Annotated in this window: 18 protein-coding genes, 1 pseudogene and 1 riboswitch; of the genes and pseudogenes, 3 read left to right on the top strand and 16 right to left on the bottom strand. The window is 63.4% G+C overall.

Annotation, left to right across the window (positions count from 1 at the left end):
* Window positions 1-64: 64 nt before the first annotated feature.
* From WF331_RS18085 to WF331_RS18075, 3 genes are all read right to left on the bottom strand, one after another.
* Window positions 65-367: a hypothetical protein gene (locus WF331_RS18085; RefSeq protein ID WP_016499893.1), complete on the bottom strand. Its 303-nt coding sequence runs from the start codon at window positions 365-367 to the stop codon at window positions 65-67.
* Window positions 368-451: 84 nt separating this feature from the next.
* Window positions 452-1804 (bottom strand): GntP family permease, encoded by a 1353-nt coding sequence (locus tag WF331_RS18080; RefSeq protein WP_016499892.1) that lies wholly within the window; start codon window positions 1802-1804, stop codon window positions 452-454.
* A 111-nt stretch (window positions 1805-1915) separates the two neighbouring features.
* On the bottom strand, window positions 1916-2455 hold the full coding sequence (locus tag WF331_RS18075; RefSeq protein ID WP_016499891.1) for a gluconokinase: 540 nt from the start codon (window positions 2453-2455) through the stop codon (window positions 1916-1918).
* A gap of 207 nt (window positions 2456-2662) precedes the next feature.
* On the opposite strand from WF331_RS18075, the gene WF331_RS18070 reads away from it, so the two are divergent.
* From WF331_RS18070 to WF331_RS29355, 3 genes and pseudogenes are all read left to right on the top strand, one after another.
* Window positions 2663-3682, top strand: a complete 1020-nt coding sequence (locus WF331_RS18070) for a LacI family DNA-binding transcriptional regulator (RefSeq protein WP_049274495.1) — start codon at window positions 2663-2665, stop codon at window positions 3680-3682.
* Window positions 3683-3935: 253 nt separating this feature from the next.
* Window positions 3936-4547, top strand: a pseudogene (locus WF331_RS29360) (PAS domain-containing protein); the annotation flags it as partial.
* Window positions 4548-4637: 90 nt separating this feature from the next.
* A complete protein-coding gene (locus WF331_RS29355; RefSeq protein WP_445324921.1) occupies window positions 4638-5132 on the top strand; it encodes a methyl-accepting chemotaxis protein in 495 nt (164 codons plus the stop codon).
* On the opposite strand, the gene WF331_RS18060 is transcribed toward WF331_RS29355, so the two are convergent.
* The 13 genes from WF331_RS18060 to WF331_RS18000 all read right to left on the bottom strand — a co-directional run bounded on the left by WF331_RS18060 (window position 5107) and on the right by WF331_RS18000 (window position 21039).
* Window positions 5107-8376 carry a transporter substrate-binding domain-containing protein gene (locus tag WF331_RS18060; RefSeq protein WP_340623175.1) on the bottom strand — a complete coding sequence of 1090 codons (3270 nt, stop codon included), beginning with the start codon at window positions 8374-8376 and terminating at the stop codon, window positions 5107-5109. The two genes, WF331_RS29355 and WF331_RS18060, sit on opposite strands and share 26 nt — an antisense overlap.
* 13 nt (window positions 8377-8389) lie before the next feature.
* Complete coding sequence (locus WF331_RS18055) at window positions 8390-9004, bottom strand: response regulator transcription factor (protein WP_016499887.1); 615 nt, start codon at window positions 9002-9004, stop codon at window positions 8390-8392.
* Window positions 9005-9226: 222 nt separating this feature from the next.
* Window positions 9227-9469, bottom strand: a complete 243-nt coding sequence (locus WF331_RS18050; RefSeq protein WP_063423465.1) for a DUF1272 domain-containing protein — start codon at window positions 9467-9469, stop codon at window positions 9227-9229.
* A 66-nt stretch (window positions 9470-9535) separates the two neighbouring features.
* On the bottom strand, window positions 9536-10288 hold the full coding sequence (gene cobM / locus WF331_RS18045) for a precorrin-4 C(11)-methyltransferase (RefSeq protein WP_016499885.1): 753 nt from the start codon (window positions 10286-10288) through the stop codon (window positions 9536-9538).
* A gap of 33 nt (window positions 10289-10321) precedes the next feature.
* A complete protein-coding gene (locus WF331_RS18040) occupies window positions 10322-10711 on the bottom strand; it encodes a cobalamin biosynthesis protein (RefSeq protein WP_284360289.1) in 390 nt (129 codons plus the stop codon).
* Complete coding sequence (locus WF331_RS18035; RefSeq protein ID WP_016499883.1) at window positions 10711-11397, bottom strand: CbtA family protein; 687 nt, start codon at window positions 11395-11397, stop codon at window positions 10711-10713. Before WF331_RS18035 ends, WF331_RS18040 begins: the two co-directional genes overlap by 1 nt.
* Before the next feature lie 9 nt (window positions 11398-11406).
* Window positions 11407-11595: a CbtB domain-containing protein gene (locus tag WF331_RS18030; RefSeq protein WP_016499882.1), complete on the bottom strand. Its 189-nt coding sequence runs from the start codon at window positions 11593-11595 to the stop codon at window positions 11407-11409.
* Window positions 11596-11689: 94 nt separating this feature from the next.
* A riboswitch (cobalamin riboswitch) is annotated at window positions 11690-11913 on the bottom strand.
* A gap of 167 nt (window positions 11914-12080) precedes the next feature.
* Window positions 12081-14555, bottom strand: coding sequence for a TonB-dependent receptor plug domain-containing protein (locus WF331_RS18025; RefSeq protein WP_340623174.1), 2475 nt, complete (start codon window positions 14553-14555; stop codon window positions 12081-12083).
* A 157-nt stretch (window positions 14556-14712) separates the two neighbouring features.
* Window positions 14713-15813, bottom strand: coding sequence for an LLM class flavin-dependent oxidoreductase (locus tag WF331_RS18020; protein ID WP_174370712.1), 1101 nt, complete (start codon window positions 15811-15813; stop codon window positions 14713-14715).
* Between the two features lie 27 nt (window positions 15814-15840).
* On the bottom strand, window positions 15841-17175 hold the full coding sequence (locus tag WF331_RS18015) for an LLM class flavin-dependent oxidoreductase (protein ID WP_241800977.1): 1335 nt from the start codon (window positions 17173-17175) through the stop codon (window positions 15841-15843).
* 333 nt (window positions 17176-17508) lie between these two features.
* Window positions 17509-18441, bottom strand: coding sequence for an RHS repeat-associated core domain-containing protein (locus WF331_RS18010; RefSeq protein WP_049824894.1), 933 nt, complete (start codon window positions 18439-18441; stop codon window positions 17509-17511).
* 88 nt (window positions 18442-18529) lie between these two features.
* Window positions 18530-20152, bottom strand: coding sequence for a dipeptide ABC transporter ATP-binding protein (locus tag WF331_RS18005; RefSeq protein WP_016499877.1), 1623 nt, complete (start codon window positions 20150-20152; stop codon window positions 18530-18532).
* Complete coding sequence (locus tag WF331_RS18000; RefSeq protein WP_016499876.1) at window positions 20149-21039, bottom strand: ABC transporter permease; 891 nt, start codon at window positions 21037-21039, stop codon at window positions 20149-20151. The genes WF331_RS18005 and WF331_RS18000 overlap by 4 nt, the downstream gene beginning before the upstream one ends.
* Between the last annotated feature and the right edge of the window lie 2 nt (window positions 21040-21041).

Here is a 21041-nt window from a genome sequence, read left to right as displayed (position 1 = left end):
AAAGGCCAGTACAGGCATACACCAACCCCTGCGATTTTTTAAGGTGGACCACTGGTTAGCGTAGTCAGGGGTTGCCTGTACTGGTACCGCTGTTTCCCTGATATCCGCTACCCTCCGAGCCACTGCCATCCATCCCCGGCAGATCGCGGTTGTCATTCTGCTTGGCCGGTGGGCTTTCCGGGTCGTTACCTTGGATGCGCGTGTCAGTATCCCGCGGCATGGGCTTTTCGATCGGGTTGAGGGTGCTGTCCACGCCCGGCCGTGGCGCCGGGTTGTGTGGGTCGTCAGGGTAGGTGGGGCCAGTGCCGGCGGCCAGGGCCATTGGCGAGGCGAGCAGGGCAATCAGCAGAATGCTTGAGCGGGGCATGGCAGGCTCCTTTGCTTCGGATAGGTCTCATGATTTCCTTTGGCCCTACCCAAAGCATCAAGGTGCCATTACCCCGATAAACGGTTACACCACCTGCGCCAACAACATGATGAAGATGATGCCAACCACCGAGAGGATGGTTTCCATCATGCTCCACGTCTTGAAGGTTTCCGCTACGGTCATGTTGAAATACTGCTTCACCAGCCAGAAGCCGGCGTCGTTCACGTGCGACAGGATCAACGAGCCAGCACCGGTGGCCAGCACCAGCAACTCACGGTTCACACCCGGGACCAGTTCGATTACCGGTGCGACAATACCTGCACCGGTAATGGTAGCGACCGTGGCAGAGCCGGTCGCGATGCGGATTACCGCTGCCACCAGCCAGGCCAGCATGATGGGCGAAATCTCTGCCTGCACGGCCATCTGCCCGATCACGTTGCCCACGCCGGTGTCCACCAGCATCTGCTTGAAGCCGCCGCCAGCACCCACGATCAGCACGATGGCGGCCGTGGGGGCCAGGCTCTGGTCAAGCATCTTCATGATCTGCTGGCGGTTGAAGCCGCGGGCCGAACCAAAGGTGTAGAAGGCCAGCAGCAGGGCCGCGAGCAGGGCGGTAATGGGGTGGCCGATCAGGTCCATCCACTGGCGCACGATGTGCTCGGCCGGCAGTACCACGTCGGCGAAGGTTTTCAGCAACATCAACGCTACGGGTAGCAGCACGGTAATCAGAGTGATGCTGAAGCTTGGCAGGTTGCCCTGGTCGGACTCCTTGGCGATCTGGTCCATCAGCTCCTGGGACGGGTTGCCCGGGATGTAGCGGGAAATGAAATTGCCGAACAGCGGCCCGGCGATGATCGCGGTGGGCAGTGCGACGATCAGGCCGTAGAAGATGGTCTTGCCGATATCAGCGTGGAAAATACCGATCGCCAGCAATGGGCCCGGGTGTGGCGGCACCAGGCCGTGCACCACCGACAGGCCGGCCAGCAGCGGGATGCCGATCTTGACCAGCGATACGCCGGAGCGCCGCGCCACGATGAACACCAGCGGAATCAGCAGCACAAAGCCGATTTCAAAGAACAGCGGAATGCCCACCAGGAAGGCGGCAAACATCATCGCCCAATGCACGTTCTTCTTGCCGAAGGCCCGGATAAGGGTTTGTGCAATCTGGTCGGCACCCCCAGAGTCGGCCATCAGTTTGCCCAGCATGGTGCCCAGGGCGAGCACGATGCCGACGAAGCCGAGCACACCGCCAAAACCATCCTGGAACGACTTCATTACCTTGGCCACCGGCATGCCGGAGGTAAGGCCAAGGAAGCCGGCCGCAAGGGTGAGGGCGACGAAGGGGTGCACTTTGAAGTGGGTGATCAGCAGGATCAGCCCGACGATGGTAACCAGCGCATCGAGCAGCAGGAAGGTGTCAGTAGCCAGTCCGAACATGGTTTGAAGGCCTCGATCTTATCGTTGTTTTTGGCGTAGCGTTTTGGAACTTTGCCCGCACTCACGGGGCAAGGTAGCGCTGTCTTTGGTGAGCCGGGAAAGCCGCCGGAGTCAGGCGGTTTGCGCTAGCCCCTGCTCACCACAGCGCTTTAGCCAGCGGTCCACCGCTTCGGCGAGTGCTTCTATGGGCTGGGTAGCGTCCAGCGCCAGCGTCAGTGGCTCGCCGCGTGGCGATTCCAGAGCGGCAAACTGGCTGTCGATCAGGCTAGCCGGCATGAAGTGGCCGGGCCGGGCCAGTACGCGTTTTTCCGCCTCGGCGGGCGACAGTTCGAGGAACACGAACACCAGCCCCGGCATGGCATCGCGCAGGGTGTCGCGGTAGCGGCGCTTGAGTGCCGAGCAGGTCAGGATCGGGCGCTCCCCAGCCTGGGTGGTGGCCTGCAACTCCTGGCCAAGGCGCACCAGCCAGCCGGCGCGGTCACTGTCGTCCAGCGGGATGCCATCGCTCATCTTGCGGATGTTTTCGGCAGGGTGGAAAGCGTCGCCTTCGATCAGGCGGCCGCCGCTTCGGGCAGCAATGGCAGCGCCGATGCAGCTTTTGCCGCAACCGGCCACGCCCATCACCACGATGGCGGACAGGGGAGAATTCATCAGTACCTCCTGCGGGGTGAGATAGCGCTGTCTCGTCGCCGACGAACAGCCACCTCCCCGGTGTTATTGGTCTTGTCCTTACGCAGTATGGACGCCTGGTAGCGAGCGCGTGCGGGCTGCTGCCAAAGATTACATTGCCTGCGTCCTGAGACAGCGCTACCTTAGTGGCCGTTCCCTATCCTTGCAAGTAGTAAAATTACAACATCCATGTCCCGCACCGGCTCCCGTACTACAGGTCGTCCCACCCTGGCCGAAGTTGCCAGGCTTTCCGGGGTTTCCCCGATTACCGCCTCGCGCGCCCTGCGCGGGGTCAGCACGGTTGCGCCTGAACTGGTCGAAAAGGTCGTCGCTGCAGCGGCGAGCCTGGGCTACGTGGCCAACCCGGCGGCCCGCGCCCTGGCCTCGGCCCGCAGCCAGTCGGTGGTGGTGTTGATCCCGTCGTTGTCCAACCAATTGTTCATCGACACGTTGGAAGCCATTCACGAGGTCATGCGCCCGCGTGGCCTCGAAGTGCTGATTGGCAACTATCACTACGACCTTGCCGAAGAAGAGAATCTGATCCGCAATTACCTGGCCTACCAGCCCTGCGGCATGCTGTTGACCGGTTTCGAGCGCAGCGACGCGGCGCGGCAGATGCTGGCCGCCAGCGGTGTGCCGTGTGTGCACATGATGGAGCTCAATGGCGAGCCAGGGGCATTGTCGGTGGGTTTTTCGCAGCAGCAGGCCGGGCGCGCTGCGGCCAGGCATTTGATCGAGCGTGGGCGCAAACGCCTGGCGTTCATTGCCGCGCAGCTCGATCCACGGGTAATGCAGCGGGCCGAAGGTTTCCGCCAGGCGTTGGCCGAGGCCGGTTTGCAGGCGGCCGAGCTGGAGGTACTGGCGCCGGAGCCTTCGTCGATTGCCTTGGGCAGTGTGCTGTTCAGCCAGTTGCTGCAACAGTCGCCGGATGTCGACGGTATCTTCTTCTGCAACGACGACCTGGCCCAAGGGGCGGTGCTGCAGGCACTGCGCCAAGGGGTGGAAGTGCCACGTCAGGTGGCCATGGTGGGGTTCAACGACTTGCCCGCTTCGGCACACATGGTGCCGCGCCTGACCTCGATTCGCACGCCCCGGGCCGCAGTCGGGCGTGGCGCGGCGCAGGCGCTGCTGGCGTTGCTCGATGGCAAGCGGGTGGCGGATACGCAACAGGATCTGGGCTTTGAGCTGATGGTGCGCGAGAGTTCGTAGCGAGAACTCGTGGCTGTGCAGGCGCGTCCTGTCATATCAATGTAGTAATCCTAAAGTGATAGCACTGTGCTTGCACGGCGCCAACGGCGATCTATGCTCAGGACACCGCGCATAAAGGAGCCCGGCGTCATGTTCGATTTCCATCGCAAATCCGATTTGGTTGAGATCCAGCGCACTCACCAGGCCTTGAGCGGCACGCAAGCCAAATTGGCGGCGATCAGCCGTTCGATGGCGATGATCGAGTTCGCCCCTGATGGCACCATCCTCGATGCCCAACGAGCGTTTTTGCCAGGCCATGGGCTACAGCGCAGACGAGCTGCGGGGCAAACACCATCGGTTATTCTGCGAACCGGGCTATGCGCAAACTGCCGAGTACCAGCAGCTGTGGCGTGAACTGGGCCAGGGCAAGGCGATCAGCGGTACGTTCGAACGCCTCGACAAGGCCGGCCGCGAGGTTTGGCTGGAGGCCAGCTACATGCCGGTGCTGGACGAACAGCGCCAGGTAACCAGCGTGATCAAGGTGGCAGCCGACATCAGTCAGCGGGTCGTGCAGGAGCACGAGAGCGAGAGCCTGCTCAAGGCCATCGGTCGCTCCATGGCAGTGATCGAGTTCACCCCGCAAGGCCGTGTGATCAAGGCCAACCAGAACTTCCTCGACACCATGGGCTATCGCCTGGACGAGGTAGTTGGCCGCCATCACGGGTTGTTTTGCCTGCCGCAGGAGCGCGAATCGGCCGAGTACCGTGAGTTCTGGGCATCGCTCAACCGCGGCGAGTACCATTCGCACCGCTTCGAACGCATCAACAAGCAGGGCCAGATGGTCTATCTGGAGGCCTCCTACAACCCGATATTCGACAGCAAGGGCCGCTTGTACAAAGTGGTGAAGTTCGCCAGTGACATCACCCGTCAGGTCAGTACCCAGCAAACCGCCGCCGACGCCGCCCATGCCAGTTCCATGCAGACCGATGCCTGTGCGCGCAAGGGCACCGAGGTGGTGCAGCAGACGGTGCAGGTGATCGAGCAGATTTCCCATGAGCTGAACGAGGCTGCACGCAGCATCGATGCCGTGAGCAAGCAGTCAGATGTGATCGGCCAGATCGTGCTGACCATACGGGGCATTGCCGACCAGACCAACCTGCTGGCCCTGAACGCGGCCATCGAGGCGGCCCGCGCCGGGGATCACGGGCGCGGTTTTGCCGTGGTGGCCGACGAGGTGCGCAACCTGGCGGCGCGGACCAGCAAGGCCACCCTGGAAATCGTCGATGTCGTGCGGCAGAACCACGACCTGTCACTGCTGGCCGTGGCCAGCATGCAGTCGAGTTTGACCCGCACCGGTCATGGGGTTGCACTGGTCAATGAGGCCGGTACGGTGATCATGGAAATCCAGCAGGGTTCGCGGCACGTGGTGGATGCCATCAGCCAGATCAGCTCGACGCTTCAACTGCATTGAGTGCGTCGCTCAGCTCGTTCAGCAGGGCTTGCAGGCTGATTTGCAGTTGTTCACGCTGATCAACCGTTGGCAGGCCCCGCGCATGAGCGTTCTCGATGGCTTCGCAATCCTTGACCACGCCGCGCACCCTTATCATCTTCGCGCCGCCCTTGATGCGGTGAGCCAGGGTGCGAACGGCCTCATCGGAGGCCTCGGGTGCCAACGCGCGCAAAGAGGCGAGATCTTCGCCGACACTTATTGAAAGCTGTTCCAGCAGATGCCGCGTCAGTTGCCTGTCGTCCTGGGTCAGGTGGCGCAGTTCAGCCAGGTTGAAGCCGCTACTGCGCAGTGGCGGTTCTGGGGCGCTGCGGGCTTGGGGCAGGTGAGCCTTGAGGGTGCTCAGGCCGATCGGTTTGAACAGGCATTCGTTCATGCCGCTGGCCAGGCATCGGTCACGTTCTTCGGCCTGGGCATTGGCAGTCACGCCGAGGATCTGGCACGCCGGCAGGCCGCGTTCGGCTTCAAGGCTGCGAATGCGGCGGGTGAGTTCGTGGCCGTCCATCACCGGCATGCTGCAGTCGGTGATCACCAGGTCGAAATGCCCTGCCTGCCAGCGCTCCAGCGCGACCTGGCCATTTTCTGCCTGGGTCACGTGATGGCCCAGGGTGTGCAGTTGTCGCTCCAGCAACAGCAGGTTGGCAGGGTAGTCGTCGATTACCAGGATATCCAGCGGGCCACTGCTGCTTTCGGCTGCCGGGGTGTGCTGCTCAACAGGTTGCGGTGCCGGGCAGGCTGGCAATTGCAGGCTGACTTGCACCTTGGTGCCGACACCTTCGACGCTTTGCAGGCTCAAGTTGCCGCCCATGAGTTCGGCGAAGGTGCGGCTGATCACCAGCCCCAAGCCCGCCCCTTGGCGTGCTCGCGGTCCATCAGCCTGCACGAAGGTGTTGAACAGCCGGGCCTGATCAACGGGGCTGATGCCGATGCCGGTGTCACGCACAGACAGGTCGATAGACTGGCTACTGTCCCCCCCATTTGAAGGTATCAGCAAACTGGCCTGTACCTCGCCGCGGTCGGTGAACTTGATGGCGTTGCTGATCAGGTTGGACAGGATCTGCTTGAGCCGCAGCGGGTCTGCCAGCACCCAGACCGGCTCGGCAGGCAGTGCTGCGTGCAGATACAAGCCTTTGGCCCGAGCGTTGCCTTCGAACACCCGTACTGTAGCGCGTACCAGCTCGACCAGGTTTGTGGGTACCGGTTGCAGGGTAATGTGCCCAGATTCGATGCGGGAAATGTCGAGAATATCGCCAATCAGCTCAAGCAGGCCGATGGCCGAGTCATGGGCAGTCTGAAGGGTCTGGGCGTCGCAACGCCCCTTGCGGCTGTCTTCCAGGGCCAGCTCCAGCAGGCCGATCACGGCATTCATCGGGGTACGGATTTCATGGCTCATGGTGGCCAGGAAGGTGCTTTTGGTCTGGCTGGCCTGTTCGGCGTCGTCCTTGGTCTGGCGCAGCTGTTCGAGCAGGCCGCGGCTCAAGGCCAGCTGCGCCTGCAGCGCGTGCTGGGCCTCGGTGCGCTGGTTGATCAGCTTGCGCAGGTAGCTGTTCCAGAACACCACGCCCGCCAGCAGCAGGGCCGACAAAACCAGTACCTGCAAGGCCAGGGTGCGGTAGTCGCGCCAAGGGCTATCGCTGACCAAGGTGCTGGTGCGCCAGCGGTTGGCCAGCTGGTCGAGCTCTTCGGGTGGAATGCTCAGCAGTGCCTTGTCGAGGATGGCCTGTAGCTGCGGCTGGTCCGCGGCCACGGCGAATGCGGCAATGGCCGGGTCGTCGTCCAGCACGCTGGCGATGCGCAAGCGGCCCTTGAAAACATGGCTGATGTAGTAGGCGGCGTTGATATGGCTGCTAAGGGCAACGTCGGCAGCCCCCCCGGCCACGGCCTCCATGAGACCGAGCGGGTTGTCCACTTCCACCAGCCGGGCCTGCGGGTAGCGTTGTTGCAGCAGCGCCCGCTGCGGCGAGCCGCGTACCACGGCGATGCGCTGACCATCCAGCGCCTTGGCCTGTGCCGGGAAAGTACTGTCGCTAAGGGTAACCAGAACGCGTGGGCTGACCAGGTAGGGGCGGGTAAAGCGCAGTTGTTTCGCGCGATCCGCGCCATAGCCCAATGCGCCAATCATTTGTGCATCGCCACGGGCCAGACGCTCGACCATTGCCTGCGCCGAATCGCTTTCGACCGCGCTGAAGTGCAGCCCTGTGCGCAGCGAAATCTGTTTCAGCAGGTCCAGGGTGATGCCGGTTGGGCGGTGTTCGGCGTCGTTGAACGTCAGTGGCGCCAACGAGGTGTTGACCAAGACATTGATGTTGGGGTGGGCCGCGATCCAGGCTTCCTCTTCCTTGCTCAAGGCGGTGAGGTGACGCTGCAGCAGCAGGCTGGTGTGGCCACTGCTCCAGCGGCGCAGGATATTCAGCCGCTCGCTGTCGGTGATGCGGGCTAGCGCCATGTCGACCAACCGACGCAAGCGAGGGTTGTCGCTGGCCAGGGCAAAGGCAAATGCCCCCGCAGGGACCTGGCAGAAGTGGTCGATTCTGAGCGTGCCCTGGTAACTCTTGCCAATCGTGAAATCGGTACTGATGGCATCGCCCAGGTAGGCATCGGCCTCGCCCAGATCGACAGCGGCCAGCCCGGCCAGGGTCGAGCGGTACAGGCTTAACTGCGCCTTGGGGTACAGATTGCGTACGGTGCTGGCCGGCAGGTAGTGATCGACCATCGCTAGGCGCAGGCCGGCGAGGTCGGGTTTGTTCTTCAGGCTGGTTCCTTCGCGGGTGACGATGACGGGCATGTCGTCGGCATACGGGGTGCTCAGGTCAAGCTGGGCATCTGCCGCCTCGAAGGCATTGGAGCTGCCCAGCAGGTCGATACTGCCCTCACGCAACGCAGCGATGGCCTCGTGGCGGTTGTCGAACCGCCGTACTTCGACGTTTATGCCCAGCTGCTCGGCGATGATGCCGGCGTAGTCTGCGCTAATGCCTTCGTAGTCCTGCTGGCTGGCGTTGAGTTCGAAGGGCGGATAGTCGGGACGCGAACTGCCCAGCACCAGGTATTGGCGTTGCTTCAGCCACTCCCGGTCTTCCCTGGACAGTTGCAACGGCGCTGCGGCACTGACCGAGCGCGCCAGCAGTTGGCGAGGTTCGCTGTCGGCCAGCAGCGCGGCGGGGCCGGACAGGCCGATGGCCAGGAGCATGCACGCCAGCAGGCGCTTCATGGCGGCCGAGCGCTCAGTAGACGCTGTTGCGTTTGGCCAGGTCGACCATTTCAACCAGCGATTCGGTCTTGAGCTTTTCCATGATACGGCCCCGGTAGGTGCTGATGGTCTTGGCACTCAGGTTCATGCAGGTGCCGATATTTTTGTTGTTTTCGCCGCGCGCCAGGCGCCGCAGCACTTCCATTTCACGGTTCGACAGGCTGGCCAGGCGTACCGGTTCGCTCTCCAGCGAGTTGCTGTTGACCGACATTTGCGGGAAGGTCGAATAGCCCTTGACCAGGGCCTTGAGGGCAAACAGCAGCGCTTCGTGGTCTTCTTCCTTGGTGACGAAAGCGCCGATGCCGGCATCCAGACAGCGCCGCACGTACAGGTCGGTGGCCTGGCCGGTCAGCACCATGATCTTGGGCACTGGCTCCAGGCACTGCAGGCGTTTGATCACTTCCATGCCGTCCAGGCCGGGCAGGCCGATGTCGAGCACTACCACGTCCGGGCGCAGGTCGCGGGCTACCTGCGCCACTTCGCTGCCGTTACCCACCTCGCCAACGACATGAAAACGTTCACGCTCCAGTAGTAGGCGCAAAGACAGTCGGACAATGGGGTGGTCGTCGACGATCAGCACGGTTGTCATGTGGAAAACTCCTGTCAAGATGTGGTCCGCTTCCTGGAACACTCAGGAATACGTCTGCAAGTGGGTTAATCGGAAGCGCTGCAAGATACGACCAATCCCGAGGTTTGGTAATGCCGAGTATAGAAGTGTTGATAATCCGCGCGCTTGTTGTTGAAAAGTCCTACAAGCAACGGGAAAGGCATCACCCTATCAAAGCGGCAATGCCTGGTTTGAGGTGTGGAGTCAGGCGCAAGCAGCGTGTGCTTTGTTCACGCGTTGGGTGGCAGCGGGGTTATTGACCAGCGCCTGGCCGACCCGCGTCGGGCGGGCCACCAGCTGGCCGGCACAGTTGGGGCAGCGGCCCTTGAAGCGGGTATCGGCGCAGGCGCGGCAGAAGGTGCATTCGAAGGAGCAGATCAGCACATCGGGGCTGTCGCCCGGCAGGTCGGTATCGCAGCACTCGCAGTTGGGGCGTAATTCCAGCATGGGTGTGACTCCTGTTCGCAGGCGGGAACCCGGAGTCTGCTACGCCCGTGGCAATGCTGGCAATGCTCAGTCGCCAGGGCGGTACAGGTGCGCGTGCCCGGCACGGTACAAGGCCGACTCGGCGAATGGAGTGTCCCCGAGCACATGGCCTACCAGGATCAGCGCCGTGCGGCGAAAATCCTTGGCTGCGACGCGCTCGACGATATCGCCAAGGGTGCCGCGCACCCAGTCTTGGTCAGGCCATGTGGCACGATGGACCACCGCCACCGGGCAGTGCGCGCCATAGTGCGGTAGCAGTTGTTCGACGATTCGCGACAGGTGCTTGACCCCCAGGTGAATCGCCAGGGTGCTGCCATGGCGCGCAAGGTCGCCCAGTTGTTCGCCGGGTGGCATTGGCGAACTGTCGCCATAGCGGGTGAGGATCACCGTCTGCGCGACCTGTGGCAGGGTCAGCTCGCAGCCAAGCAGAGCGGCGCTGGCCGCCGTGGCCGTGACCCCGGGTATGATCTGGTAATCGATGCCCAGCGCCTGCAGGTGGCGGATCTGCTCACCGATGGCGCCGTACAGGCTGGGGTCGCCGCTGTGCACCCGGGCCACGTCCTGGCCTTGTTCGTGCGCGCTGCGCATGGCGGCGATGATCTGCTCCAGGTGCAACTCGGCACTGTTGATCACGGTCTCGGCCTGGTGGCCGTCGAGCACGGCAGCAGGTACCAGTGAGCCGGCATAGATGATCACCGGGCACTGGCGGATCAGCCGTTGGCCCTTGACCGTGATCAGTTCCGGGTCGCCGGGGCCGGCACCGATGAAATACACCGTCATGGAAAGTCCTTGCAAGAAAGAGGAGCGAATTGTTCAGCAGGCCAGGGCGAGGGTCGCCGGGCCCAGTACCTGGCGGGTCAGCAGCAACCGGGCTGTGCTCCCGGGCTGCTCGCTGGCGAGGGCCAGCGCCGCGCTTTCGGCTACGCCCCAGCAGCCGCTGTGGGCATGGGCTGTGGCAGAGCGGTGGCTGAGCAGCGGCTCAAAGGCTTGCAGTTGCGCGCTATGGTACAGCACCAAAGGCAAGCCAAGGCGTTCGGCCAGTTGCTGCAAGCCGGCTTCGTCGGCCTTGAGGCTGATACTGGCAATGCCGCGCAGGTCGGCAAGCGCCAGGCCCTGGCTAGCCAGGGCTTGGTGCAGCAGGGTTTGCAGGGTGTCCACCGGGCAGCCCCGGCGGCAGCCGAAGCCGGCGTAGAACGCCGACATCAGGCCTGGCTGGAGCGGCGGAACAGCCACGCACTGAGCAGGCCCAAGGCTACCCAGAAGGCAGCGTTGGTCAGCCAGGAGGCCATCTTGAACTGGGTCTCCAGTGCTTCGGGGGCCAGGCTTTCATGTACTTCGGGCTGCGGAGCGCCGATTACATGGGGGATTACCAGCAGCACGGCGCCCAGCGCCTTCAGTAGCCAGTGGCGGGCGAACACCAGCAAGGCCAGGCCAAGGGCCGTGGCGCTGGCCGTGCCAATCCACCAGGCCTGGCGTTGCCCCAGGTCGGCGGCAGCAGTGCCGGGCAGCTCCGGTGGCAGCCCCAACGTCGGGGCCAGGCAGAACACGGCAAAACCGGCCAGGCCCCACAGCGCACCGGTGCCGGCACGCTGCGGTTCGCGCAGGCTGTAAAGGGCGGCGAGAATAAGGGCGAAGCCGACTGCGACCACCAGGTTGCCCCCGGTGGTGGACAGCACCCGCTGCCAACCGTCTTCCGGCGACCAGGCTTCGGCGCTGTGCTCATGGGCGGCCACTTCGCCACCATGTTCGTGCTGTGCGGCCGGGGCCGAGGATTCGTAGGTTTCCGCCTCAAGAATCAGCGGGGCGACCCAGAAGCTTTGCAGCAGGGTCAGCAGCAGGGCCGCAAGCAGCCCGCTGAAGCCCGCGGTACGGGCAATGCGCGTGATCATCAGGCGTACTCAGTGGCAGGGGAAGGCGGCGCTGTGGCGGGTGTCGTGGGCGGCGTTGTGCACGGCCTCGATGTGCGAAAAGCCGGCGAAGTACACCAGGCACAGGCCCAGCAGGCTGGCGCCGACGGCGATGACGACGCGCTGGCTGAGGGTGACGGGTGTGGCAAGGCTGTGCTGCTTGGTGCTGGTGACGGGCATGACGCGTTCCTCTGCTTTTTGTTGGCAACGGGCAAGCGCGGCATCCCCGATGCGTGGCCGCCCAGGGGAATGCAACAGCGCCCGCCCACCGCGGGGTGTTCATGAACGCCAGGCCGGTCTCCGGGCTTGCGAGGAGGAGCAGGGCTCCTGGAAAGCGTCACCTTCCCATGCCGGACTACATGGCACAGTGGTACAGACGCTTCACTCGCTTACCGTTGCGGGGGCAGCACCGGCCTTGTCCGGCCCTGATGGAGGGCCTGGGACGCACCGGTTTCCCGTTTCACCCCCTGTGGGGGCACCTGAACGTGAGGCATAAGGAGAGCATGGGGGCGGGGTTTGCGTCAATTGCCAAGTACCGAAGGTGCAAGGTACACCTGTGGGAGTGGGGTTACCCGCGAACACCGGCTTTGCCGGTGCCATGCACCGGGTTGGATGCTTCGCGGGTGAACCCGCTCCCACAGGCCAGGAGCAAATGTGCAGATGCTTCAGAAGTCATAGGCCAGCTTGGTGTACCAATAGCCGCCACCTGGGTGGAACGGTGGGTTGCCGTACGCCGCCTGGTTGCCGTTGGCGTTGTACACGCCGTTCTTGTCGGGTCGCACATTGAAGATGTTGGTGCCACCCACACTGACGGTCAGGCTGTCGAACAGCAGGTAGGACAGGTCCAGGTCGGTGATCCACTTGGCGCCGAAGGTGCGGTCCTGGGCCTGGTTCTGCTGCCAGGTTTCGACCTTGCCGTAGCGGGTGGTCTGCAAGGTGCCGGTGAAGCTGCCCAGCAACCACTGGCTGCCCAGTACCCATTTGGTTCTCGGCGAGGCTGCCACCAGGTCGCCCTCGCGGCCATGGCCGACCACGTCGATACCGGCGGCGGCCAGCGCTGCGGGCGTACCCCGGGTGCCGCGTACGGTCGTCTTGTTCCAGTTGAAGCCCAAGGTCCAGCGCACATCGCCCCAGGCACCGAACTCGCTGGTGTGGTCGCCCACCAGGTCGAGGCCGCGGGTGCGGGTGTCGAAGGCGTTGGTGTAGTAGTTGATCCAGGTTGTGCGTGCCAGGCCCAGCGATTCGAGGATGTCGCCAATGGCACCGGCACCGTTCTGCCGGTCGTAGAGGTTTTCGGTGAGCAGGATGCGGTCGTCAATGTCGATCAGGTAAGTGTCCAGGGTAACGCTGGTGCGGCGCGCCGGTTGCCAGGTCAGGCCAAGGCCGGCGTTGCGCGATTTCTCCGGGTCGAGCTTGTCGCCGCCGAATGCCAGCGCGGCGGCACTGCCGGGCGCCACGGTGCGGCGCAAGGCCGGCACTACATTGCCGTCGGCGTCCAGCGCGGTGCGGTTGTCGCTGACGGTGTAGCCGCTCTGGGTCAGCGACGGGGCGCGGAAGCCGCTGCCCAGGGTGCCGCGTACCGCCACGGTTTCGCTCAGTTCATAGCGTGAATTGAGCTTGAAGCTGGCGGTGTTGCCCGAGTCGTCGTCGTAGTGCTCGACGCGCGCGGCGGCGCCCAGGTACCAGCGCGGCGTCAGGTCCAGGCCGAGGTCGATGTAGGCGGCATAGTTGTTGCGCTTCACATCGGCCTCGTCTTCCGGGCGAATGGTCAGCGCAGCCTGGGCGCCCACGGCGGTCTGGCCGTTGGCCAGCGCATAGAGCGGGTTGGGGCGCCCGTCTGCCAGGGTAGCCGGGTAGGTGTAGGGCCCGACGCTGTAGGCGATTGGGTCGCCGGCGAAGGTCCGGAAGCGCTCCCAGCGGTGCTCCAGGCCGGCCGAGACGCGGGTCGGTACCGCCAGGCCGAACAGGCCATCGAAGGCGCGGGTGATGTCCAGGTTGTTCACCCACTGGTCGAACTGCAACGTCGCCAGGTCATCGAACGAGGTTGGTGAGGCCGGGCCGTAGGTGGGGTTGATGGTCAGGTCGCTGGACTGCTGGTTCTTGTTGCGCCCGTAGGTGGTGGACAGGTCCCAGTCCCAGGCACCGGCGGCGCCACGTGCGCCGAGCAGCCACTGGTAGTCGGTGTCCTTGATGTTGTTGAGCGGGAAATACCCGTCGGGGAACAACTCCGGGATCGAGGCGTTGCTGTTGGGCAGGCGGTAGTTGTTGAAAGCCTCCAGCTTGCGCTCGGCATAAGTGGCGAATGAATACAGCTTCAAATCGTCGCTGATGGGCAACTCGGCGTTGTAACCGAGGTTGAAGGCGCGCAGGTCAGGGTCGCCGTTCTTCACCGCCCGGTGGTCCCAGGCGGCCTGGCGGTCGTCTTCGAAGTAGGCGCGGTAATCGGGGGCGGCCTTGTCGATCCAGTTGGCGGTGCCGCGCTTGCGTGCCTCGCCCGACAGGTGCAGGAAACCGCCGTCACCCAGGCTGAAGCCCTGGTCGCCCGCCAGCTTGATGGTTTCGCCCTGGCCGCTGTACAGCTGGCCGTAACTGCTTTCGTAGTGGCCGCCGCTGCTGGCGCTCTTGAGGATGATGTTGATCACTCCGGCCACCGCATCCGAGCCGTACTGGGCGGCGGCGCTGTCTTTCAGAACCTCGATGTGCGACACCGCGCTGACCGGGATCATGTCGATATCAACGGCGTTGGCACCGCTGTTGTCGGTCGAGCCGCTGGCCGGCACGGCGCTGTTGTGGCGGCGCTTTCCATTGACCAGCACCAGGGTGTAGGCCGGGCCCAGGCTGCGGTTGCTCAGTGGCCGCACGCCGGACTGGAAGCCGGCAATGTTGGTGCCGAAGTTGAACGAGGGCAGTAGTTTGGAGATGGCCTCGGACAACTCGGCGCGGCCGGTACGCAATAGCTGCTCGCTGCTGATCACGTCGATGGGGGCCGGGCTGTCGGCGACGGTGCGCTGGTTGCCTCGCAGGCCGGTGGAGATCACCGTGACGGTGTCCAGGCGCGGGTCTTCGGTAGTTGGGGCGGCATTGGCGAAGGGGGTGAGCAGGCAGGCCAGGGGCAGGGCGAAAAGCGGTGTTCTAGACATCATGTCCTCGGAGTACGGTGGAGCACGCAGGCGAATAGGCGCCAGGTCCTGATAAGGCTGGCGTAAGGTGTGGGGAAGTGTTTGCCTGCACCGGCCTCTTCGCGGGCATGTCGAGGCGTCGAACCGCCGCGAAGAGGCTGGTGAAGCGAATGGAGATCTAGGCTGTGCGGGTGCTGCGTCCAGCCTCATGCTGTTCTACCAACGCCCGAATACGGGGAATGAGGTCCTGCCCGTATTCCACCGCATCGCGCAGCTGGTCAAAGCCGCGGAACAGGAAGGTGGTCACCCCCAGTTCGTAGTAGGCCAATGCGGCCTCGGCCACCTGGTCTGCGGTGCCTACCAGCGAGGTGGAGTTACCGGCACCGCCGCCCAACGCAGCAATCTCGGTCCACAGCCGGGTGTCATGCACCTTGCGCTGGCTGGCCAGTTGCACCAGGCGTTCGGAGCCGGTGTTGCTCTTGCCGAAGTTTTTCTCGCGGCGGTTGCCCTGACGGATGCCGATGCGTTCCTGGGCATCGGCCAGAATACGCTCGGCGCGGGCCCAGGCTTCGGCCTCGGTGCCGCCCAGGATCGGTCGCAACGACAAGCTGAAGCGGATGTGCTTCTCGCGCCCGTAGCGGGCGGCAGCCTTGCGCACCTTGGCGATGCGCTCGCGTACCTGCTCCAGCGGTTCGCCCCACATCATGTAGACGTCGGCGTGCTTGGCGGCCACTTCAACCGCGGCGTCTGACGCACCGGAGAAGTAGATGGGCAAATGCTGCACCGGTTTGACCAGGGTCAGGTTGTCTTCAACGCGGTAGTGAGTGCCCAGGTGGTCGAACGGCTCCTGGCGGGTCCAGGTGTTGCGCAGTACCTGCAGGTACTCATCGGTGCGGGCATAACGGGCATCCTTGTCGAGGAAGTCGCCATCGCGCTGCAGGTCGCCGCTATCGCCGCCGGTGATGACGTTGATCGAGGCCCGGCCCCCGCTCAGCTGGTCAAGGGTGGCGAACTGGCGGGCAGCGAAAGTTGGCGCCTGGAAGCCCGGGCGGTGGGCGACCAGCAGGCCGATACGCTCGGTAAGCGCTGCCACGTAGCTGGCCAGGATCATCGAATCCGGCGCACTGGTGTTGACTGCCAGCAATGCCTTGTCGAAGCCGCCATATTCCTGGGCCTGGGAGAAGGCCTTGATGAACTCAAGATCAACCAGCGGGCCACGTGGCGCCTGGGATTCGCTGCTTTCCTGCGGGCCGATGAGGCCGATGAATTCGAGGCTCATGGAACAAAACTCCTTGTCTGGGTAGGCTCAGGCAACCGCTGCCTGGCTGCGGCGCAGGGTGTTGCGGTTTTCCGGCACGCTGAGGCCGAAATTGTCGCGCAGGGTTTTACCGGTGTACTCACTGCGCACCAGGGCACGGGCTTGCAGCAGCGGTACCACGTGTTCGGTGAAGTACTGCAGGCCGTCGGGTAGCAACGAGTTGATGATGAAACCGTCGGCAGCGTCGTTTTCGAACCAGTGCTGCAAGGCATCGGCAACCTGCTCCGGGGTGCCGACGAAGTCTCTGCGTGGGCGCGAGAAGCGCAGTGCCAGTTCGCGCAGGCTCAGGCCTTCATCACGGGCCAGTTGCTTGAGCTGGTCCGAGGTGCCCTTGTGGCTGTCGTTGCCCAGGGTGCCCAGGTCGGGGAAGGGCGCGTCCAGGTCATGCTGGCTGAAGTCGTAGTCGTTGAAGGGGCGACCCAGGGCTACCAGGGCATCCTCGATGCTCACCAGGTTGACGGCCTGCTGGTAGCGCTGCTCGACCTCCTCGGCGTTGCGGCCGACGATGGGGCGGATGCCGGGCAGGATGAACAGTGCGTCGGGGTCGCGGCCATGGCGCGTGGCACGCTGCTTGAGGTCCTGGTAATAGGCGTGAGCGTCGTCGAACGATTCCGGGCTGACAAAAATGGCGTCGGCGTTTTGCGCCGCGAAGTTGCGACCGTCTTCCGACACGCCAGCCTGGAAGATCAGGGGCTGCCCTTGGGGCGAACGCTGGATGTTCAGTGGGCCCTTGACCTTGAAGTACTCGCCCTGGTGGCCGAGGGTGTGCAGTTTGGCCGGGTCGAAGAACTGCCCACTTTGCTTGTCGCGGGTAAAAGCGTCGTCTTCCCACGAGTCCCACAGCCCCTTGACCACATCCACATGCTCACGGGCAATCCGGTAACGCACGGCATGCGGCGGGTGTTCAGCCTTGCCGAAGTTGTCGGCGGTGCCGGAAAGCCAGGAGGTCACCACGTTCCAGCCAGCACGCCCGCCGCTGATCAGGTCCAGCGAGGCGAATTGGCGTGCTACCTGGAACGGCTCGGTGTAGCTGACCGTGACCGTGGCTACCAGGCCGATGTGCTCGGTAACCGCAGCCAGCGCCGAAAGGATCGTCAGCGGCTCGAAACGGTTGAGGTAGTGGGGGCTGGAACGGGCGTGGATGTGCAGGCTGTCGGCGATGAAGGCGAAGTCGAACTTTGCCGCCTCGGCCAGCTTGGCCTGCTGTTTGTAGAAGCCGAAATTGACACTGGCATCGGCCAACGCCTCTGGGTGGCGCCATTCGCCCCAGCCGTGGCCGACGCCATGGATCATGGCGCCCAGGCGGATCTGTCGTTTGCTCATCGGAGTACCTGTGGGTTGTGTTGCAAAGGGAATGGGGACAGCCATGCGTCACCTGGCCCGTGGGCGAAGATGAAGCAGGGGTGCGGGTGAGAGAGGTGGCATGCGTGCAAGGCTCCTGGGGTGGTCGTGGTGGACGGCCTCCGCCAGGAAAGGGGTCGGTCTGGAGTGACCTTAGCGGGTGTGGGGCGGGGTTGTGAAAGGCTTTGTGGTTCTATGCTAATATTATTTAATGGTATTAAAATCAATGCGATGATGCATAATATGCATTTTAGGTTGCGTCAAATGCTATGGAATAACCCCGTTCATTGGGGGCGTTCTTAATGCTCTCTTCAATCATGCGCTTCGAAATTTTTTAGCGTCTTGTGGTGTGAATTCTACGAATGAGTAAGCCCGTGGGCGTTGTGGTGTTGTCTCCGCAATGCCTTCATAAGGTTCGGATAAAAGCCCGAAACTGAAGGTGCCAGGTTCTACGCCGTTTACCATCGTTGCGTCGCCGATGCCGGGAATAGCGCTGACCTTGACATTGTTCTGATTTGAGAATTTTTGCCCAAACGATTCGCCGTAGCCTCCTAGGCAAGTGGCAAAAATGACTTTCCTGTATTTCTGAAGATTTATATTTTTGCTCGTTAGCCATGTGGCGAATTCAAATGGGCCCATGGCGACGTCGTCGATTAGTATTTTATTCTCGTTGCCATGAGTGTATATCAATAGCTTGGGCTTTTTAAAAAGACCAGGTTTGGATTCATAGACCCCAAAATTTTCATCGAATGCTTGAATTTTTCTGAAACCGTATTGGAACCGACGCATCTTGGTTCCATGGAGTATCGGAGCCGACGGCGCGTGACCGTCTAGATCGAGCAGATTAACCGGGTCGTTGCGAACATAGGTGTAGGCATTGATGCCCCCTTTAGCAAAAGGGCTGAGGTTGTCAGGGCTCGAAAAACGCATACATTTTGTTGAAAGCCAACGGTATCCTGCGCCCAAACCGTACATGCCTGTCACAGCGTCGCAGTGCTCGCCGTTAAAGCCTACAGGCAGTTCCCCGGTCGCTTGGTTGAAGCCAAAAGGGGTGTAAGACAGTGAGTGCAGGACGTGGCCGCGAGCCTCCACGACGGAGGATTGCATTTTGTCTGAGGCAATTATACTAATAGAGGAGTGTGATCTGTATTGGATGGCGAGCGCCTGTCGGCTTTGATTGAATATTCGAGTAGTTCTGGAAGATTGAACCAAGGCAGTGGGTTTGCCAGACTGATAAAATATAAACATGAATAGAGCCTCCTGATTTCAATCTAGCTTGATGGGATGCCCACAGCCTTGCAACTGGCAAAAATATCAGGCTGTGGGGCGCTAGAACTCAAGCCGCAGCAGAGGCTGGGCGCCCAGGAATGGCAGCAATCAACTCCCGCGTATACTCGCTCGCCGGCCGCTCGAAAACCTGCTCCACCGCCCCGTGTTCCACCACTTGACCCTTGCGCAATACCAGCACCTGGTCGGCCATGCTCGCTACCACCGCCAGGTCATGCGATACCAGCACATAAGCCATGCCCAACTCTCGTTGCAGCTCATCCAGCAGTGCCAGAATCTGCGCCTGCACCGACACATCCAGGGCACTGACCGGCTCGTCGAGCAGCAACAGTTCTGGCTGTAGCGCCAGCGCCCGGGCAATCGCCACGCGCTGGCGCTGGCCGCCGGACAGTTCGCGGGGCAGGCGGTCCAGGTAATGCAGAGGCAGGTGCACGCGCTCGATCAGTTGACGCGCGCGTTGCTCCAGGGCCGCACCTTTGAGCAGGCCAAACGACACCAGCGGCTCGACGATGCTGTCGAACACCGTGAAACGCGGGTCGAGGGCAGCGAAGGGGTTTTGCTGCACCAGTTGCATGCGTCGGCGCAAGGGGCGGAACTGGCGCCAGCCGTGGCCCGTGACATCCTGCTGGTCGAACAGCACGTGGCCTTGGCTGGGCGTTTCCAGGCCCAGGGCAATGCGCAGGGCGGTGCTCTTGCCCGAACCGGATTCACCGACGATGGCCAGCGTTTGCCCCGGGTGAACCTGCAAGTCCAGGCCCTGCAGCGCGACAAAGCTTTTGTCCTGCCCTTTGACCTTGGGCAATTCGAACGTTTTGCCAACACCCTGCAGGCTCAGGATCGGCTTTGAGCCCGGCGCCAGTTGGCGGGGCTGGCGACGAGCGCTGAATGCCGGTGCGGCATTGAGCAGGGCGCGGGTGTACGGGTGCTGCGGTGCCTGCACGATCTGCGCGGGTGGGCCTTGCTCCACCAGTTCGCCCTGTTTCATCACCAGCAGGCGGTCGGCGCGGTCGGTGGCCATGCCCAGGTCGTGGGTGATGATCAGCAACGAGATGCCACGCTCGGCCACCAGCCGCTGCAAGTGATCGAGGATCTTGCGTTGCACGGTCACGTCCAGCGCGCTGGTGGGTTCGTCGGCGATGATCAGCCGTGGGTTACCGGCCAGGGCGATGGCGATCAGCACCCGCTGGCGCATACCGCCAGAGAGTTCGTGCGGGTACTGGCGGGCGCGCACCGCCGGGTTGTCGAGGCCAACCTGGGCTAGTAACTCCAGCACATCGGCATCGACGCTGCGCGAGCGGCCGCCTTGGGCCAGCACTAGCGCCTCGCCGATCTGCTGGCCAATGCGCAGGGTGGGGTTGAGGCTGACCATCGGGTCTTGCGGCACCAGGCCGACGGTACGCCCACGCAGCTGGCGTTTCTGCCGTTCGCTGGCGCGCACTACATCCAGCCCGTCGACCCACAGTTGGCCACTGTCGATGCGCGCCGTGCCCGGTAGCAGGCCGAGCAGGGCGTTGGCCAAGGTCGACTTCCCCGAGCCTGACTCGCCGACAATGGCCACGGTCTCGCCCTGGGCCAGGCTGAAGGCAAGGTGCTTGACGGCCTGCGTAGCCTGGCCGGAGGCCTGATAGCTGATGCTGAGGTCGCGTACCACAAGCAATGGCTGGTCGTTCATCGTGGGTGCTCCTCGAAGGTGCGGGCAAGGTGGTTGAGGCTGAATACCACGGCGACCACGAACAGGCCGGGCAGCAGCGACACCCAGGGAGCGGTGATCAGGAAGTGCCGGCCGTTGGCAATCAAGGTGCCCCATTCGGCCGCTGGCGGTGCTGCGCCAAAACCGAGGAAACTCAGGCCGGCCGTAGCCAGGATGGCGGCGCCGAAGTCCAGCGTGGCCAGCACGGCCACCGGCGCCCAGGCATTGGGCAGCACATGCCGCAGCAAGGTGCGGCGCCAGCTGGCGCCACCCAGGCGTGCGGCCTCGACATAGGGCAAGGTCTTGACCCGCAGCACTTCGCCGCGGGTGGTGCGGGCAAAGCCGGGGATGATGCCGACGCCCACGGCGATCGCCACCGGCACCGTGCCAAAACCGATGGCGGTGACAATGGCCAGGGCCAGCAGCAGGCCGGGCAGGGCCAGCAGCACATCGACCAGGCGCATGAGGGCGGCATCCAGGCGCCCGCCGGCGAACCCGGCGAGTACGCCCAGGCTCAACCCGCCTGCCAGGGCAATGCCAACCGCCAGCAGTGCGGCCTGCACCGACAGGCTGGCGCCATAGACCACGCGGGTGTACAGGTCGCGGCCAAGCTCGTCGGTGCCGAACCAGTGGACGGCGCCAGGGGCGCGCAGCTTGTCGACGGGGGACGTGGAGTAAGGGTCGAAGCTGGTCAGCCAGTGCGGCGCGAGAGCCGCCAGCAGGGCGAACAGCACCACCAGCAGCGCCAGGCTGAAGCCCGGGCGCGCCAGCAAAGGGACGAGTGCCTGGCCCAGGCGCTGCAGGCGTGTGCGGCGCTTCCAGGTGGCTGGGGGGGCGGCGGCACGCAGGGGGTGAGTATCGGCGGTCATGG

This window comes from Pseudomonas sp. YNh (genome assembly GCF_037993085.1).
Taxonomy (GTDB): Bacteria; Pseudomonadota; Gammaproteobacteria; order Pseudomonadales; family Pseudomonadaceae; genus Aquipseudomonas; species Aquipseudomonas putida.
The sequence above is the reverse complement of the archived record's forward strand: the minus strand, read 5'-3'. Positions and strand labels throughout refer to the sequence as shown.

Bases quoted from the DNA above. Each gene is read 5' to 3' on its own strand.
- WF331_RS18085 (WP_016499893.1), bottom strand. From the start codon at position 367: ATGCCCCGCTCAAGCATTCTGCTGATTGCCCTGCTCGCCTCGCCAATG.
- WF331_RS18080 (WP_016499892.1), bottom strand. From the start codon at position 1,804: ATGTTCGGACTGGCTACTGACACCTTCCTGCTGCTCGATGCGCTGGTT.
- WF331_RS18075 (WP_016499891.1), bottom strand. From the start codon at position 2,455: ATGAATTCTCCCCTGTCCGCCATCGTGGTGATGGGCGTGGCCGGTTGC.
- WF331_RS18070 (WP_049274495.1), top strand. From the start codon at position 2,663: ATGTCCCGCACCGGCTCCCGTACTACAGGTCGTCCCACCCTGGCCGAA.
- WF331_RS29355 (WP_445324921.1), top strand. From the start codon at position 4,638: ATGCAGACCGATGCCTGTGCGCGCAAGGGCACCGAGGTGGTGCAGCAG.
- WF331_RS18060 (WP_340623175.1), bottom strand. From the start codon at position 8,376: ATGAAGCGCCTGCTGGCGTGCATGCTCCTGGCCATCGGCCTGTCCGGC.
- WF331_RS18055 (WP_016499887.1), bottom strand. From the start codon at position 9,004: ATGACAACCGTGCTGATCGTCGACGACCACCCCATTGTCCGACTGTCT.
- WF331_RS18050 (WP_063423465.1), bottom strand. From the start codon at position 9,469: ATGCTGGAATTACGCCCCAACTGCGAGTGCTGCGATACCGACCTGCCG.
- cobM (WP_016499885.1), bottom strand. From the start codon at position 10,288: ATGACGGTGTATTTCATCGGTGCCGGCCCCGGCGACCCGGAACTGATC.
- WF331_RS18040 (WP_284360289.1), bottom strand. From the start codon at position 10,711: ATGTCGGCGTTCTACGCCGGCTTCGGCTGCCGCCGGGGCTGCCCGGTG.
- WF331_RS18035 (WP_016499883.1), bottom strand. From the start codon at position 11,397: ATGATCACGCGCATTGCCCGTACCGCGGGCTTCAGCGGGCTGCTTGCG.
- WF331_RS18030 (WP_016499882.1), bottom strand. From the start codon at position 11,595: ATGCCCGTCACCAGCACCAAGCAGCACAGCCTTGCCACACCCGTCACC.
- WF331_RS18025 (WP_340623174.1), bottom strand. From the start codon at position 14,555: ATGTCTAGAACACCGCTTTTCGCCCTGCCCCTGGCCTGCCTGCTCACC.
- WF331_RS18020 (WP_174370712.1), bottom strand. From the start codon at position 15,813: ATGAGCCTCGAATTCATCGGCCTCATCGGCCCGCAGGAAAGCAGCGAA.
- WF331_RS18015 (WP_241800977.1), bottom strand. From the start codon at position 17,175: ATGAGCAAACGACAGATCCGCCTGGGCGCCATGATCCATGGCGTCGGC.
- WF331_RS18010 (WP_049824894.1), bottom strand. From the start codon at position 18,441: ATGTTTATATTTTATCAGTCTGGCAAACCCACTGCCTTGGTTCAATCT.
- WF331_RS18005 (WP_016499877.1), bottom strand. From the start codon at position 20,152: ATGAACGACCAGCCATTGCTTGTGGTACGCGACCTCAGCATCAGCTAT.
- WF331_RS18000 (WP_016499876.1), bottom strand. From the start codon at position 21,039: ATGACCGCCGATACTCACCCCCTGCGTGCCGCCGCCCCCCCAGCCACC.